The sequence below is a fragment of the Emticicia sp. SJ17W-69 genome, from assembly GCF_051209875.1.
In the GTDB taxonomy this organism is placed as follows: domain Bacteria; phylum Bacteroidota; class Bacteroidia; order Cytophagales; family Spirosomataceae; genus Emticicia.
The window spans coordinates 2309487-2326764 of the sequence record NZ_JBNTQY010000001.1 but is presented as its reverse complement, the minus strand read 5'-3'; the positions used below and the strand labels follow the sequence as shown (position 1 = coordinate 2326764).

The following is a 17278-nucleotide window of genomic DNA, read 5'->3' as shown; positions in this document are numbered from 1 at the left end:
GTCAAGAAACTATTTAAGAATTATTAGGTAAAGAAACAATACTAAACCAAAAATCTTCAATTTTAGAAATGGCAACCATAAAATCATTGACGTCAATTGGCTTTGTAATATAGCAATTGGCAAAGTTTTTATAGGCTTTTTCAATATCATTTTCTGAAGACGATGTAGTTAGCATGATGACAGGAATATGTTTGAGTCCATCATTAGTTTTAATCAGGTGTAATACCTCATGCCCATTTTTTTTGGGTAAATTAACATCTAACAAAATCAAATCAGGTCGCTCTCTTGAAGCATATTTTCCAGTTTGTGTCAGAAAATCAATTGCTTCATTCCCATCTCGAACGACACTAATATTATTACTAATTTTGCCTTCTTCAAAAGCATCAACAGTAAGCATAATATCACCTTCGTTGTCTTCAACTAAAAGTATGTGTATTGGTTTCATGATTAAATTTCCTTTTTAGGGATTGTAAAATAAAATGTACTTCCATTATGAGGCTCAGATTCAACCCAAATGCTTCCGCCTAAATTTTCAATTATTTTTTTGGTAATAGCTAAACCGATACCTGTACCAGAATATTCATCTTTGTTATGTAATCGTTGGAAAATAATAAAAATCTTCTCAAAATACTGCGAGTCAATACCTATTCCATTGTCTTTTATTGCAAAAACCCACATATTAGCCTCAGACTTTACAGTAATATCAACATGAGGTACAAAACCTTCTTCAGCACTTACATACTTTAAACAATTTGAAATTAGATTTTGAAACACTTGTCGCATCGAACTTTTTGAAGCCCTCACTGTTGGAAGTGTATCAATTTGCATAACTGCCTTTTTCTCTTTAATTTGTTTTCTATAGAGTACTAGAATCTCATTCACTAAATCATTTAAGTCAACTACCTCCATTTTATCTTCTGCTCTTCCCACTCTTGAAAATTCAAGCAGGTCTAAAATGATTTGCCGCATTCGTTTCGCACCATCCACAGCATAGAAGATATATTGTTTACCTTTTTCATCAATTACATCTTTGTATTTTCTCTCAATTTGTGACAAAAAGCTGGTAATCATTCGCAAAGGTTCTTGCAAATCATGCGAAGCGACATAAGCAAATTGTTCGAGCTCTGCATTTGAAATGAGCAGTTGTTGTACATTTTTTTGCAGTTCTTTATTAACAGATTCTAATTTTTGTTCGGCTAATTTACGCTCAGTAATATCTCTTCCAATTCCCAATAGTCCTATTATTTTTTTATTATCGTCATAAATAGGCATTTTGGAAGTTAGTAGCCATAATAAGTGTCCATCGTTGGTTGTAAACGATTCTTCATAGTTAATAATCGCTTTGCCTGTCCTTAAAATCTCCAAATCTTGTTGATAACCAGTGCATGATCCCTTATCAGCATATAATTCTGCATCCGTTTTACCCAAAACATCTTCCTCGTTAGACACACCCTGCAATAGTAGATCTACTCTATTACTGATCAATTTTCTTGCTTCTGTATCTTTGAAATAAATGGTATCTGGCAAATTATCTATTAAAGTTCGTAATAATTTTCGTTCAGACCTTATTTTTTCCTCAATTAGTATTCTTTCAGTAATATCTTTTGTAAAAACAGTTACTCCATGTTCCGAAGGGAATGCACTCACCTCAAGCCATAAGCCAGTTCGGTTAATGTATTCTTCAAATCTAACTGGCACATTTTCGGCAACTGCTCGATGGAATTCATCATAAAATTTTAGTCTAATCTTGTTTGTAAAAGTATCCCAATAATTTTTCCCAATTATTTCATCTCTTTTTACCCTAGAAATGTTTTCCATTTCCTTATTCCAATAAGTGATTATCCAATTTTGATCCAATGAATAGAATCCATCTTGAATACTTTCAAGTGTAGAGATAACTTTGCGATTTGCTTCAATTAGTTCTCTTTCATAGTTTACTTTTTCGGTGATGTCACGTTCAATCGCTATCCAATGCGTAAACCAACCCTTTTCATCAGCTACGGGTGTTACTGAAAAGTTAATCCAAAACTCTTCTCCATTCTTTTTGTAATTAATGGTAGTGATTTCGCAAGATTCCCAATTGCGTAATGCTTTGCTTAATCTTTCTAATTCTTGAAAGTCTGATTTAGGTCCTTGCAAGATTCGTGGTGTTTTCCCGATGACATCTTCGGCCGTATAACCAGTCATTTTTGTAAAAGCCTTGTTAACATACAATATTTTAGGGCCAGGCTCGTCAAATGGCTCTGCTTCAGTAATTAAAACAGCGTCATTGGTATTGATAATAACTGATTCAAAAAGTTTTAATTGTTGTTCTCTTTCATTCCGCTCAGTAATGTCTTGCATTGCACCTACCATTCTAATGGCTTTTCCGTGCTTATCTCTCAAAATAAAGCCTTTATCAATTACATAAGCATATTTTCCATCTGCTTTCAGATATCGGTATTCATCTTTCCAATTTGTGGCTTCACTTTCGATTGCTACTTGAATACTTCCAATAATTCTATCTACATCATCAGGATGTAAATATGCTTTCCAAGACTCAATCGTTGATGATAGCCCACTTTCTTCATGACCAAATATATTATTAAATCCTCCTCCTCTAAATACTGAATTATTGACTAAATCCCAGTCCCAAATAGCATCAGAGGTAGCTTGGGTGACTAGATTATAACGTTCGTTGCTTTGAATTAGTTTTTTTTGAGTTTTTATCCTTTCTGTATCATCAATTACTGTTGAAATCATTAAATTTTGAGCATAAATGGGTATATTCTTAGCATTTATTATACGTTTTTCTCCTGATTGTGTGATAATATCAACACCTTCCCAACTCATACGATTTAATTCTCCACTATTTATATCATCCATTACACGCTCAAAAACTTCTTTTCTGTAAGTCTCATCTGGGTAAACAGATTCAAAAAATGTTGAAATATCTTTCAGAGTTTTTTTCGACCAACCGTAAATTTCTTCAAATTTTTTATTCATCAAGGTACAGACTCCATCATCTATTCTATTGACAGATATTCCTATAGGTAAATTTTCTAAGGCAGTTTCAATGAAAAAATTGCGTTCTTGCAAAGCAATTTGTGCTTTTTTCTGTTCAGTAATATCTTGGAGTGTTCCCTCAAGAAAAATGACATTTTCATTGCCATCTTTTACAGCCTTGCCTCTAATGTGTACCCATTTATATAATTCACTTTTAAATATAATTCTAATCTCAATATCTATTTCATTGCCTGCATCAAAAGCAGCATTTTCGGCTTCGATATAGAGTTGTTTATCATCAATATGAATAATATTAAGCCATGAATCGTAGTCAATGCTACATGTTTCCTGAATCCCTAAAACATTAAATATTTCGTCAGAAGCAGAAAATTGTCTATTCTTATCTAATTGCCAATAAGCTAATTTTGCAGTAATTGTAGCTGTTCTCAATTTGGCTTCGTTATCTTTGAGTATTCTCAAAGCTCGCTCTTGTTCTGTTACATCTTTTATTTGAACTAAGCCTACTTTTCTCCCAGATAATTCAATTAAATGCCCAACAACTTCGACTAAAATAATTTCTCCATCTTTCTTTAAGTGCCTAAAAACTCCACGATGTACCCCTCCAAAAGATTCTTCACTTCGAGTCAAATCGAGTATAAAAGGTATATCTTCTTCGGGACGAATATCTTTTATCGTTAAGCGTAAAAATTCTTCCTTTGTATAGCCATATTTTATCAATGTTTCTTCATTACAATCAATAATTTGTAATGTTTTAAAATCAAAAATAAACATAGGAGCTGGATTATTCTCGAACAGATATTTATAACGATTGAAAGAATCGAACAAAACCTTTTCAATGGCCTTTTTTTCAGTAATATCTTTGGCCGTACAGTATAAAACTTCTTCTTCAATTTCTCTTCTTACCGACCATAAAACATCAACAATTCTCCCATTTTTATGCACATACCGGTTTTCGAAATTTTCAATTCCTTTACCTTCAATTATTTTTTTTCCAATTTCTCTTGACTTTGGAATATCTTCTGGATAAATAAAATCAAAACAAAGTTTTCCAATAACTTCCTCTGGCCGATAACCTAATAATTTATAAATTGCTGCATTGATATTGGTAAATTTACCCTGATTGTCAATCGTACAAATGACATCTAAGGATAAAGACATAATATTATTGAGTGTATGAAGCGTTTTTTCTTTGGCTCTTTCTGCTTTTATTTTTTCAGTAACAACTTTGGAAAGCACCGAAAAACCTGTTTGTATAGCATCATCATTAAAGATTGGGTTTACATATACCTCAAAAATTTGCAGTTCGTTGTTTATATCTTCTTCGTACAAAAATGATGTACTTTTACCTTGTGCGGCTTTACCAAGGTTTTGTCGTAAGTATTTGTCTTTTCCAAAAGCAAAATTTTCAATCAAATTCATTCCCTTTCGAGGGGGTTGACCAATCAAAAATATGGAGGCATCAACCATAGCCTTATTGAAAGTGATAAAATTGTAATCCATATCCAATGAATATACAATATCGGTCATATTATCAACCAAAGCTTTGAATTCCGTCCTTTGTTCTTCTTCTTGCTTCTTTAGTTTTTTTTGTTCAGTTATATTTTTTGAAAAAACAGTCACTCCTAACAAACTCTTATTCTCACTAAAAATGGGGTTAACAGCTACTTCAAAAATAACAATTTCATTATTAAAAATAAAATTGTCTTCAAACACATATCTTCCCTCTTTCTTTACAATTTCTAATACATTTTCATATTTTTTTCTTTTGTTCTCTCCAAACAAATCAAAAATATTCATTCCACGCTCAACTTTTATGGCGGCAAATAACAACATTGCGTTGGTAAACGACGAATTAAAAGTAATCAGGTTAAAATCTAAATCAACCGAATAAATAAGATCTGGTGTATTTTCTATTAATGCTCTAAAATCTGCTTCTTGCTCTTTTTGTTTTTTATCTAATTCAGCAAAATCGGTAATATCAAGAATAGAAACAAATACGCCAATTACTTCAGCCAATTCGTTAAAAATTGGATTATCACTCACATATAGCTTGATTATGTTACCTTCTTTGGTTTTAAACTCAACTTTATTTTGAATTTTATGACCTTGTAAAACAAATCTGTATTTTTCAGCCGTTATTTCCCTCCTTTCAGGTTGAGCCAAATCTAAAATTGACACGCCAGATCTCACATCATATCCAAAGTACTCTTTTGTTTGTTGAACAAATTGTTGATTAAATGAAGTAACTTGGAGATTGGTATCAATAATCACATAAGGTTCATGTATATTATTTTTCAAGAGGGCTAATTCTTTTTCATCAGTCTTTGGTTTGAGTAGAGATACTCTCCTTAGCGAATGAATAATACAGGTTATTTCTTGATTTTCATCAAAAACTGGTATGTTTTCAAATTCATTTTTTTGTTCATTGTTGATTGGCACAAACAATTTTTGAGTTTGTTTTGTGTTGATTACTTGAAGCAATGATTGTTCAAGTGCTCCAAAATCCATTCTGTTTTCTGCAAAATAGTCAACTATACTTTTTCCAAGCAGTTCTTCTGATGACTTATTAGTTTCTTGTAAATAGGCTTTATTTACACTTTGAATTGTAAATGGAACATCAGCCGAAACTAATAAACTTGGCAACGGGAAAGCATTAAAAATATTGGTGGCAAGTAGATCTGACATAGCTTCTTTCAATTATTGACCTGACTTTCTTGAAATAAATGTGCAATTTTTGGGTGTTTTTTTAGTAACTGAAGAGCATTATTGTTGAGTGGTTTATCAATATACGCCAACACTTGAGGATAGGTATTTGCCTTCACAACGTCAGACGAATCAACTGATGAACTTACAATTGCAACAAAAATAGGTCTTCCAAGTAATTCTTTATTAATGGCATCCATAAACTCCCAACCATTCATAATTGGCATATTTATATCTAAAAATACAATAAAACACTGATTTTCATCATATTGCCTTAAAAAATCTAAGGCTAATTGCCCATTTTCAAATTTAAAAGAATCATCAACAAATTCATTTCTTTTCACCATCATGGAATGTAGTTTCTGAATCATTACATCATCATCAACCATCAGTAATATATGTCCCATACGCTTTCTATTTATCATTAATACTTTTAAATAATACCACATAAAAGACAGTGAATATTATTTTCTACATAGAACAAAACATTTCACTAATAACCTCTAAATACATAAGGGTCAGAAAAAGCACCGTTTCAGAACAAAAAAGCAGTGATAATGTCAGATTATCAGTTTAAAATTTCATGGAGGTTTAAATAGCAATAGCTGTTCCTCTCAACTTAAATGCAAGACCTTTTGGTCTGGGAGAGATTTTTATAAATAAGTACTAAAATGTACTTTTTCTTTTTGGGAAGTAATAACAACAAATTTACTTAAAAAGATTAAAGATGCAAAAATAGATTTGCCATCTTCATTCTGCCACTTCATCTGTTATTTGCTCAAAACTTATCACAACTTCTGTGCCAGTCGAAAGCTGATTTTCATCATAGCAATCAATAATTTCAACTTTGAAGTTTCTATCTGAATACTCATTTAATAAATCGATTCTTTTATTATTGATACTCATTGCCATGGATGTCTTATTTGATTCAGCAAGCTTCAATTTTTCTGCTTGTGATGCTCTTCTACCTATACCATTATCTTTAATTTTACAGGTAATATGGCCATTGTTTAAACTTATATCAATTAAAAGTTGACAATGTTGGTTTGTATTAGCAAAACCATGAATAATGGCATTTTCAATATAGGGTTGGAGCAACATTGGCGGAATAAACTGACTTCTCCTTTTAAAGTTTTCGGAAGTTTGTATTGAAAAATCACATGACCGATTGATTCTTTTTTTTGAAATTTTGATATAGTTATTTATAAAGGCTATCTCATCATGAAAAGAAATATAAGGAGAATCTGAGTTTTCAAGTACTTGTCGCATCAGTTGCGAAAACTCAGCAATATTTTGTACCGAATCTTTTATATCGCCTTTGAGGATATAGTATTGAAATGAATTTAAAGTATTAAATATAAAATGAGGTGTCAGTTGCGAACTAAGTAATTGAGACTGAAAACGAGCACTTTGTTGTTTTTCTAATTGAAGTGAGTTAATGACATGTATTTTATCAGTAATATCAAATGCAATGATAGATTTACAAATGGTTTGATCCATGATAATCTGATTGCAATAGATTTCAACCTCAATGGCTTCCTCTGACTTCTTGAAATGCTTAAATCTACCTATAAACACATTTTCTTGGCTACTTTCGTTCTTATTCAATAGCTCCATCAGCCTTTTCCCTTCAGACTCCTCCCCCAATTCTACAAAACTCATCTGAAGTAGCTCTTCTTTAGAATAACCATATTTTTTGATAGCAGCTTGATTGACCTGAACAAATCTACTCGTACCTTGACTATAAACCCACATTGGTTGTGGGCTGAGGTGAAAAAGATCGCTATATTTCTTTTCTGAGGCCTCCAATTCTAATACTGCCTTTTTACGCTCGATGGCATATAAAATACTTTTATATAATAGTGAAGTATTAATATCCTCTTTCAGCAAATAATCCGATACACCCAAAGACAATGATTTAATACTAAAATCAATGTCGTGATTACCTGTAAGTACAATGACTGGAGATTCAAAAGCTAATTCAATAATTTCGGTGATTAATTTTTCACCTCCTTTATCGGGTAATGAAAGGTCTAATAAAATAACATGAAAATAATTAGCGGATTGCTGGAGTATTTTTTTTGATTCTTTGAAATTTGGAGCATGCACAATGTTGACATTTTCCATTAATTCGGCTAAGTAATCAGCTATTAATGTAAAATCTCCTATATTGTCTTCAATAATTAGTAAATGATATGTTTTTTTATCCTTAATCACTCAATTCTCTTGCATTCGTAGGTGGAAAAACCTGATTTAGTGTATAATCAACAGAGGTGATATGAGTGAAATACCACACTCTACAAATATACAGAAAAAATTAAAGTTTATAACAATTTGTGTAGAAATTACATATAATAAAAAAAATGAAATATTAGTACTTATTACTTAAAAATTATTAGTAATAAATACTTAATTTTTAATAGTTTACTCCATATTATTTTGGTGTTCCCATAGTTGAATCTGTATTTTGGTGTAAAACACAAATGTCAAACTTTTATTTTGGTCAAGTTTATTTTACCATTCCTACATATCTTTATCTTATAATAATACTTCTTTAAAACTCATTGTTTGATTTTCGTAAGTTTCACTTTGAATTTAGTTAAAAATCACTGCAAAAAGCTCATAATTTTGTAATGTCAAATACTTTAAAAATAAACAGATGATTTTTAATTTTACTAAAAACCTTTTTACAAAGGTCGTGTTCTTACTATTGTTTATTGTGATTGTTCAAACTTGTTTTTCACAAAAACTCGATAACACGAAGGTTGAAAGAACTTTTTCGGGTGCTATCAATCTAACCAATAATGGCTTTTCAAATATTCCTTCATTTTCGTTAGGTAAACCAGCTACCATCATTAATTTGATTATGGGCGGCAAGAGAACTACTTTTGAGCCAGAACTTCGGTTTTCTTTAGAAGGTAAACCTTGGTCTTTTTTGTTTTGGCTGAGACATAAATTAATTCTCAAATCAAAATACCAAATGAGTGTAGGCATACATCCAGGATTTAATTTTAAAGATGAACTTGCCACTATAAAAGGGGTAGAAAGTAGCCATATTATAACCAGACGTTATCTAACTGAGGAATTGAATCAAAACTTTGTGATTAACAAATATATTAGCACAAGCCTTTACTATATGTATGGGCGTGGAATTGACATAGGAACTACCAAAAACACGCATTATCTATCTTTGCGAATGGCTTTAACAAATTTAAAAATATCAGAAAGCATCAGTTTTAGAATTAATCCACAAGTTTTTTATTTGAAAACAGATGAGAAAGAGGGCTTTTTTATAGCCTCTTCATTTGGTATTTTCAAAAAAAATTGGCCTGTATCAATCGGGGCGATAATGAATAAAAAAATTAGCGGCAATATTATAGCTAAAGATTTTAATTGGAACATTGGTTTGAATTATGTGTTTGGTGGTAAATTTAAAAAGCAATAAATGTCAATTATATGGAAAAGATTGAATCTTTAGAAGAATTTTATAAACGAAAATTTGATTGGATTCCTGATAATATCAAGAATGAAATTGGACATTTCAATGTATTTGAGCATGAGCCTATTGAAGTTGGTAAAACAAAGCCGCTTCCCTACAAAAGACGAGATTTCTTCAAGATAATGCTGGTGGTTGGAAATATTGATATGAGTTATGCCGACAGAGTAGTTGCTGTCAAAAAGCAGGCAATATTTTTCTCAAATCCTCAAATTCCCTATAAGTGTGAAAACTTAGAAAGAATCGAAGAAGGCTTCTTTTGTATTTTCAATCAGCACTTTTTTCATAGATTCGGAGATTTGAACCAATATTCCGTTTTTCAACCGACGGGCAATCATGTATTTGAGTTATCAGACGAGCAAGTGGAACAAATAAAGCCCATTTACAAAAAAATGTTTGATGAAATAAATTCAGATTATGTACATAAATACGACGTTTTGCGTAATCTGGTATTTGAACTGATACATTTTGCTATTAAAATGCAGCCTGCGGCTTCTTTTGAAAAACAGCAGATAAATGCTTCTCAGCGAATTTCGACGATGTTTTTGGAGTTGGTAGAACGTCAGTTTCCCATTGATGAAAACCACCCAAGTATTAGTTTGCGTTCAGCATCCGACTTTGCTAATCAGCTAAATGTCCATGTCAATCATCTGAATAGAGCTGTCAAAGAAATTACTAAGAAAACTACTACTCAAATCATTGCCGAACGTTTACTCCAAGAAGCAAAAATTATGCTCAAACATAGTAACTGGAATGTAGCAGAAATTGCTTACGCCTTAGGCTTTACCGAAGTAACACATTTTAATAATTTTTTTAAGAAACATACAGCCTTGAGTCCTTCAAAATTTAGAAATGGTTGAGTTTGCAATTACTTGGGTTTGAGATTAAAAACATCAGTGATGGGGCATTTAAAAAAACAGTTAAATAATTTAAAAATAATCATAAAAAAATGGAAAAACGTAAATTAGGAAAAGATCTGGAAGTGTCAGCCATAGGCTTGGGTTGTATGGGTATGAGTTTTGGGTATGGCCCAGCGGGCGAAAAAACAGAGATGATAAAAGTGATTCGTGCTGCTGTTGAGCAAGGAGTCACTTTCTTTGATACTGCCGAAGTGTATGGTCCATATACTAATGAATTATTAGTAGGAGAAGCTCTTGAACCTTTCAAAAATGGGAAAGGTGGTATTCCACTTGTAATCGCTACAAAATTTGGGTTTAATATAGTAGATGGAAAAATGTCAGGTGTAAACTCTCGTCCTGAGAATATCAGAAAAGTGGCAGAAGAGTCCATGAAAAGATTAAATATTGACGTTATTGATTTGTTTTATCAACATCGTGTTGACCCAAATGTTCCTATTGAAGATGTAGCTGGAACAGTAAAAGATTTAATTCAAGAAGGAAAAGTAAAACATTTTGGACTTTCTGAGGCTGGTGCAAACACCATTCGTAAAGCTCATGCTATTCAGCCTGTAACAGCTCTTCAGAGTGAATATTCACTTTGGACTCGCCAACACGAAATTGAAATTATCCCTACTATCGAAGAATTGGGCATTGGTTTTGTCCCATTTAGCCCACTTGGCAAAGGATTTTTGGCTGGAAAAATAGATGCAACGACTAAATTTGCTGAAGGTGACATTCGTAATATTTTACCAAGATATACCGAAGAGGCAAGAGAAGCGAATAAAGAACTTTTACAAGTTATTGAGCGTTTTGCTCAAGAGAAAAACGCTACTAATGCCCAAATAGCTTTAGCATGGGTTTTGGCACAAAAACCTTGGATTGTACCTATTCCAGGAACTACTAAAATCCATCGTTTGACAGAAAATAATGGAGCAGTAGGTATCAATTTAACGGTGGATGAATTAAAAGAGATTGAAGCCGCTTCTGCACAAGTGAAAATTATAGGTAGCAGATATACCGAAGCAATGGAACGTTCGACGGGCTTATAATTTATCCTTTTAAAAAATTATTTAAACATTAGTTCGATAAGTATTTTTTTTGACAGAAAAATACTTATCGAATGCTATTGAAGCTTATTTTAAAGTAAAAAATCAAGATAACTATCTTTTTATAAGAACTAATTATTGACTACTGATGTATATATACGTCAAAACTTGGGCATCAATAACCCCAATTCTTAATCATACATGAACAATAACAGATTTATTTTAATTCTTATTCTTGGCTTACTTTCAGCCATAGGCCCATTTTCAATTGACACGTATTTATCTGGATTTCCAAGTATTGCAAGCGATTTAGGAGTTAGCGTAGATATTGTTTCTTACTCTCTATCAAGTTTTTTTATTGGTATTTCAGTAGGTCAATTAATCTATGGCCCTTTACTTGACCGTTTTGGTAGAAAAACACCACTAATAATTGGCTTAGTTATTTATTTTCTTGCATCAATTGGCTGTGCATTAGCCAACTCCATAGAAACGCTTATTGCTTTGCGATTTTTACAAGCATTGGGCGGTTGCGTGGGAATGGTTGCTCCAAGAGCCATCGTAAGAGACAGTTTTCCTTTACAAGAAAGTGCCAAGATTTTTTCTACACTTATTCTAATCTTGGGGGTATCGCCCATTATTGCACCTACAGTTGGTAGTTATATGATTACAGCTTTGGGTTGGCATTCCGTTTTTTGGTTACAAGGAGCAATGGGCTTGCTCTTATTTTTGGCTGTTATTTTTCAATTAGCTGAAAGTAAAAAACCAGACCCGAGTATATCGTTAAAACCTCAACATATTATACCAAGTTTTTATAATATTTTCCGTAATCCACAATTTTTTACTTATGCTTTTGCTGGTTCGATGGTTTCGGGTGGAGTTTATGCTTATTTATCTGGTTCGCCTTTTGTATTTATGAAAATGTATCATGTCAGCGAGCAACAATATGGTTGGATATTCGGTTTTTTAGCTGGGGGACTTATTTTGAGTAGTCAACTTAATAATTTAGCTCTCAGAACATTCCGATCAGAACAAATCGTTAGTGTAGTTTTAACCATACAAACCATCATTGGGATTACATTGTTTATAGCAAGTATATTTGATTGGCTCAATTTATACAGTACAATTCTACTCATTTTTTTATTTTTATGCTGTCAAGGTTTTAGTTTTCCTAATTCTTCAGCCCTTTCATTAGTTCCTTTTTCAAAAGAAGCTGGAAGTGCTTCTGCACTTTTGGGAGCAATACAAATGGGAATTGGATCACTTTCAGCGGCTTTAGTAGGTGCGTTAAGCAATGGCACAAGCTTACCTATGACTGGTGTGATGGCCGGTTGTGCTTTAGTAGGATTAACTATTTTTAGAGTAGGGAGATTGGTTTTGAAAAGAAAAAGTATAATTTTTATTTAAAAAAATCATGGGTTTACGGAAACTTTATCGTCCGTAAACCCATAAGCTTTCTTACCAAAAAATCGAGTAGATAAGTGTAAAAATAGCAATAATTGCCAATGCACCTATGGCAAAGTTAGTATCTACTTTAAACCATTCTTTTTTCACTTCAAACGCATTTTCTTGGTCTTTTCCTTTCGACTGAATCAAGCTAATACAAATGTGTACCAACGAACAAATCCAGAAAACAACACCCATACGATTTAAAAAAGGAAAATCAGGGTATAGATTAGCGATAATTGCTGAAAGAACAATACTCAAGACTGCGGCAGTTAAAGCACCATTGGCCGTTGCTTTTTTCCAGAAAAAACCTAACAAGAAAATACTCAAAATACCAGGAGAAATATACCCTGTATAAACTTGAATGTACTCAAATGCTTGTCCAAAATTAGCTAAAAGTGGGCTAACGATTAGAGCAATAATAAAGGCAATCACAATCACCAATCGACCTGTCCAAACTGTTTGTTTTTCAGTCATATTTTTATTGAAAAACTTAGCATGAATATCCAGCATATAAATCGTTGAGATGCTATTAGCTTTACCAGCCAAAGAAGCTACAATGGCTGCGGTCAAAGCAGCAAATGCCAAACCTTTTAATCCAACTGGAAGCAGATTAAGCAAAACAGGATAAGCATTATCTGGTTTCACAATGCCATTTTGAGTAATACCATTCACTATATTTTGGTCAGCATTTTCTTGAAACAAAACATAGGCAGCCAAACCAGGTAAAACCACAATAAAAGGCATTAACATTTTCAAAAATGCGGCAAAAAGTACACCATTACGTGCGGTTTTAATGTCGGCACCCAAAGCTCGTTGAGTCATGTATTGATTACAACCAAAATAATTTAGATTATTTACCCATTGCCCGCCAATGATAAACATCATTATTCCTGGTAATTGATTATAGGCATCAATAAAGCCGCCACGACCATCGTGTACTTGATATTGATTAGGCTTAAAAATCATGTGTAAATGACTATCTGCTTTTTGAGCAATGAGATTAATCCCTTCAAAAACACCTGAGCCTGTGCCTACCTTTGTTGAAAGTAAATCAAGAGCTAAATAAGTAGTTGCTAATCCACCAAAAATCAAACAAACTACTTGAATCACATCAGTATAACCAATTACTTTCATGCCCCCAAGTGTAATGATTACAGCAAAAACGGTCAAGAAAATTGTACATGACATAAAACTAAACCCAGTCATTTTCTCTAAACTTAGTCCGCCAAGATAAATAATAGAGGTAAGGTTGACGAAAATATAGAGGAAAAGCCAAAAAACAGCCATAATCGTTGCCAATCGTGCATCATAGCGTTTGGCAAGAAATTGTGGCATGGTGTAAATCTTATTTTTGAGATACATTGGCAAAAAATAAACCGCCACAATTATCAAAGATACGCCTCCCAAAAGCTCATAGACAGAAATAGCGATTCCTAATTGAAAAGCTTGGCCACTCATACCAATAAATTGTTCTGCAGAAATATTTGAGGCTATAATTGAAGCACCAATCGCCCACCAAGTCAATGAGCCTTCAGCTAAAAAAAAGTCCTTACTATCAGCCGACTGTTTTCCTTTATGTTTGTAGATCCAGTAGCCGTATGAGGAAACGATGACAAAATAAATCAAAAAAATAGCGTAATCGAGGGTTTCGAGTCCAAGTATCATTTTTAAATTTTTAGGGGTGAATAATTTTGAAAAATAGTGAGCTTTTAGCGAACAAGCAAACTATTTTACAAAAACATGAATTTCCTATTCCTTATAAAAATATTAGAATGACTTTAAATTATAATCAATCATGATTATAAACTTTGAATGGTTATCACAATGCCCCCTCTTTAATATCAATCTTTTTCACCTTTATTTGTTGAGTATGAACCTTAGAAGAAATTGACAAATCTGATTTTGGAAATACCTTTTTTACCAAAATCAATTAGTTTAGAGATTTATGGAGTATAAACTCCTTTGATTTTACTTTATCAAAAGTTTATGCAATCCCCAACTTTAACGATTGCCCCATGTAAACTTTTTCTTGTTTAGACTATCAAAAATTTATGTCTAATCCCCCAACTTTAACGATTGATGCACTTTATCGCTTGACCCATTTTTTTGTTTTAAAAGGAATAAAAAACAAAAAAGCTGTAAGATGAATCTTACAGCTTAAAAGGAATTGATAAATTCTATTATACTTGAGCCCCCAGCCGGGATCAAACCAGCGACCTACTGATTACAAGTCAGTTGCTCTATCAGCTGAGCTATGGAGGCAATTATATTAAATAACTTTGTTAGTATTGTGTACCTCTCTTCGTTATTGTGATGCAAAATTACGCCCAAAAGATATTGTTTGCAAATTTTTTTTGAAGAATTTTTAAACTTTTTCTTAACTCGCTGAAAACCAACGAGTTAAGAAACAAGTTTTTTTAGTTAGCTGCAATGATAATTTTCAATCTTTGCTTCAGCTCAACTAATTCTTTTTCTGCACCTTTTATTTTACCTTCATATTCTGCACGAACCGAAGCAGCATTCTTCGAACGAGCAAAGAACTCAATATTATTTTCCCACAAATGAATGTCGTCTTCAATTGCTTTCATCTTACGACGGATATCATTTTCCTTTTTATCTAACTCTCTTGAATTGCCTTTTTCGCTTCCTTTAGAAACAGCTTCAACCTCATTTTGAAGTACCATTTTCTCCTTCTCAGCTCCACTTATACTCGTACTGCTTTTCACAAAAGCATTGATAGCATCAACAAAACGACGTTGAATCTGCTGCATATCTTTGCGAGGTACAAAACCGATTGCATTATATTGAGCTTTAAAAGCAGCCAATTTGCTAAGCTGAGCCTCCCCAGATTTGGCAGCTGCTTCAATTTCTTCACAAACTGCTATTTTTTGTTTCAAATTCTCTTCATACTCTTGCTCAACTGCATTACCTTTTGCTCTTTTTCCATTGAAAAATGCGTCACAAGCCTTTTTGAAACGCTCGTAGATTTTATCTTTCATTTTCTCAGGAACATGACCAATAGTTTTCCAAGTTTTTTGTAATTCAACAACTTTATCGGTATATGATGCTGAAAAATCATCTGACGCCAATAAAGTTTCTACTTGTTCACATAAAGAGATTTTTGCTTTGAGATTTTCTTCACGAGCAGCTTCTAATTTTGCAAAGAAATCACCTTTATTGCGGAAAAATGTTTTTAACATTGCCCAAAAATCACGGCTAATATCTTTCCCTTTTTCTTTAGGCATTGCTCCTTTGATAGCATTCCATTGGTCTTGAATGGCCATTACTTCTTTAGTTTTGGCATTCCATTCATTGATGCTATCAGTATTAAAATCTAAATATGGTTTTAGATTTTCAACTAAACGCATTTTTGCACCGTAAATCTCTTCTTGTAATTGATTGGCTTGCGAAGATTGTTCACGACGTTTGTTATGAATTACATCAAAAGCTGCCTTCAAACGTTTCCAAAGCTCCTCTTGTGCCTCACGAGCAGCAGGACCAATGTGCTTATATTCTTCTAACAAATCATTAGCCTGACGAAGAGTGACGTTACTTAAACCACCATCTCCAATACTATTCGCAATAGCTTCGATTTTCGTTACAACGTCAGTTTTAGCAGTAAGATTTTTCTTACGGTCGAGGTCTTTCAATTCGTTTTGAATATGACGAATGCTAAAATATCTATCAACCAAAGCATTATATGCCGACCACAAGGTTGTATTATGAGGTGAATTTACATTTCCAGCCGATTTCCAATCATCTTGAATCTTCTTGAATTCTTGCCAATTGCTCTTCGTTCCACCTTTTTCTTCGGCTTCAACCGTTTCACGAAGACGTTGCAACAATTGTGTTTTTCTTTCAAAATAATCCTCTTTCAAACGCTCCATTTTTTGGAAGAAAGCATTCTTTGTATCTCTAATTTGAGCATTTAAAGATTCAAAACGAATGATAAAATTATCATTTTTATATTCAAACCCTTCATTACTACCATTATCAGCAATATATTTCTTTAATGCCTCAGCTTTTTCACGGGCTTTCAAGTCATCAAAAATAGGTTTGATTTCTCTCATTACTACATCCGCATTTTTCACATCCGAAGCACTCACTCCCTCAGCTTTGATTGATGCTAAAAGCTTCTCACCTAAATCAACAAAATCTTTTTTCGAGAAACTACTATAATCTATTTCTTCCTGAGAAGGTACATCCTCTATCGGCTCAATGGCCAAATGCGGAATTTCTTCCTCCGAAGACGTGTCAGTGATTGCTATAATATCTTCACTGTGAGCTACTTCCAAAGGCGTAGCAAGTGTGGTATCATCTATTTTATTATCTATTGCTACTTCAGCAGTAGTCTCCTCAATCGAATCTATTAAAGTTGGTTCTTCGATGGTTTCTATCTCTACAGTTGTTGAAACTGTATCAACCGTACTTTCGGTCGATGTGTCGATCGTGTCTTTTAGCTCATTCATATTTTCTTTGGTTGTTTCCTCAATTTTTTCAGCAGAAACTTCTACTGTTTCTGAAGGTAAGGCTTCTACTTCAGTAGCATCGGTGGCGTTGTCTATCAAATCCAATTCTTTAATTGTTATTTATTTGAATGTTTTGAAATGTTCTCATTAGATTTGCAAATGTAATACATTTACAGTTTAATTCTTTTAGGTTTTTTGAAACTTCTACTATCA

10 protein-coding genes and 1 tRNA gene are annotated in these 17278 nt (G+C 32.9%); 4 read left to right on the top strand and 7 right to left on the bottom strand.

Translation table 11 applies throughout. From position 1 onward, the window contains the following. Positions 1 to 13: 13 nt before the first annotated feature. The 4 genes from ACQUQZ_RS09555 to ACQUQZ_RS09540 form a co-directional block, all read right to left on the bottom strand. Positions 14 to 445, bottom strand: coding sequence for a response regulator (locus ACQUQZ_RS09555; RefSeq protein ID WP_435354657.1), 432 nt, complete (start codon positions 443 to 445; stop codon positions 14 to 16). Between the two features lie 2 nt (positions 446 to 447). Beyond that, positions 448 to 5691 carry a PAS domain S-box protein gene (locus ACQUQZ_RS09550; RefSeq protein ID WP_435354656.1) on the bottom strand — a complete coding sequence of 1748 codons (5244 nt, stop codon included), beginning with the start codon at positions 5689 to 5691 and terminating at the stop codon, positions 448 to 450. A gap of 8 nt (positions 5692 to 5699) precedes the next feature. After that, positions 5700 to 6116, bottom strand: coding sequence for a response regulator (locus tag ACQUQZ_RS09545; protein ID WP_435354655.1), 417 nt, complete (start codon positions 6114 to 6116; stop codon positions 5700 to 5702). Positions 6117 to 6459: 343 nt separating this feature from the next. Next, positions 6460 to 7926, bottom strand: coding sequence for a histidine kinase (locus ACQUQZ_RS09540; RefSeq protein WP_435354654.1), 1467 nt, complete (start codon positions 7924 to 7926; stop codon positions 6460 to 6462). Between the two features lie 442 nt (positions 7927 to 8368). On the opposite strand from ACQUQZ_RS09540, the gene ACQUQZ_RS09535 reads away from it, so the two are divergent. The 4 genes from ACQUQZ_RS09535 to ACQUQZ_RS09520 all read left to right on the top strand — a co-directional run bounded on the left by ACQUQZ_RS09535 (position 8369) and on the right by ACQUQZ_RS09520 (position 12554). After that, positions 8369 to 9154 carry a hypothetical protein gene (locus tag ACQUQZ_RS09535; protein WP_435354653.1) on the top strand — a complete coding sequence of 262 codons (786 nt, stop codon included), beginning with the start codon at positions 8369 to 8371 and terminating at the stop codon, positions 9152 to 9154. An 11-nt stretch (positions 9155 to 9165) separates the two neighbouring features. After that, entirely contained in the window at positions 9166 to 10065 is a 900-nt protein-coding gene (locus ACQUQZ_RS09530) for a helix-turn-helix domain-containing protein (RefSeq protein WP_435354652.1), read from the top strand. Positions 10066 to 10154: 89 nt separating this feature from the next. Continuing rightward, positions 10155 to 11153 carry an aldo/keto reductase gene (locus tag ACQUQZ_RS09525; RefSeq protein WP_435354651.1) on the top strand — a complete coding sequence of 333 codons (999 nt, stop codon included), beginning with the start codon at positions 10155 to 10157 and terminating at the stop codon, positions 11151 to 11153. A gap of 198 nt (positions 11154 to 11351) precedes the next feature. Beyond that, on the top strand, positions 11352 to 12554 hold the full coding sequence (locus ACQUQZ_RS09520) for a multidrug effflux MFS transporter (RefSeq protein ID WP_435354650.1): 1203 nt from the start codon (positions 11352 to 11354) through the stop codon (positions 12552 to 12554). Between the two features lie 51 nt (positions 12555 to 12605). Here ACQUQZ_RS09520 and ACQUQZ_RS09515 read toward each other — a convergent pair whose 3' ends face one another. From ACQUQZ_RS09515 to ACQUQZ_RS09505, 3 genes are all read right to left on the bottom strand, one after another. Next, positions 12606 to 14261, bottom strand: coding sequence for a sodium/sugar symporter (locus ACQUQZ_RS09515; RefSeq protein WP_435354649.1), 1656 nt, complete (start codon positions 14259 to 14261; stop codon positions 12606 to 12608). Between the two features lie 524 nt (positions 14262 to 14785). Then, a tRNA-Thr gene (locus ACQUQZ_RS09510) sits at positions 14786 to 14858 on the bottom strand. Positions 14859 to 15013: 155 nt separating this feature from the next. After that, positions 15014 to 17170 carry a DUF349 domain-containing protein gene (locus ACQUQZ_RS09505; protein WP_435354648.1) on the bottom strand — a complete coding sequence of 719 codons (2157 nt, stop codon included), beginning with the start codon at positions 17168 to 17170 and terminating at the stop codon, positions 15014 to 15016. Between the last annotated feature and the right edge of the window lie 108 nt (positions 17171 to 17278).

Coding starts and splice junctions, on each gene's coding strand:
- ACQUQZ_RS09555 (WP_435354657.1), bottom strand. CDS start 445: ATGAAACCAATACACATACTTTTAGTTGAAGACAACGAAGGTGATATT.
- ACQUQZ_RS09550 (WP_435354656.1), bottom strand. CDS start 5,691: ATGTCAGATCTACTTGCCACCAATATTTTTAATGCTTTCCCGTTGCCA.
- ACQUQZ_RS09545 (WP_435354655.1), bottom strand. CDS start 6,116: ATGGGACATATATTACTGATGGTTGATGATGATGTAATGATTCAGAAA.
- ACQUQZ_RS09535 (WP_435354653.1), top strand. CDS start 8,369: ATGATTTTTAATTTTACTAAAAACCTTTTTACAAAGGTCGTGTTCTTA.
- ACQUQZ_RS09530 (WP_435354652.1), top strand. CDS start 9,166: ATGGAAAAGATTGAATCTTTAGAAGAATTTTATAAACGAAAATTTGAT.
- ACQUQZ_RS09525 (WP_435354651.1), top strand. CDS start 10,155: ATGGAAAAACGTAAATTAGGAAAAGATCTGGAAGTGTCAGCCATAGGC.
- ACQUQZ_RS09520 (WP_435354650.1), top strand. CDS start 11,352: ATGAACAATAACAGATTTATTTTAATTCTTATTCTTGGCTTACTTTCA.
- ACQUQZ_RS09515 (WP_435354649.1), bottom strand. CDS start 14,261: ATGATACTTGGACTCGAAACCCTCGATTACGCTATTTTTTTGATTTAT.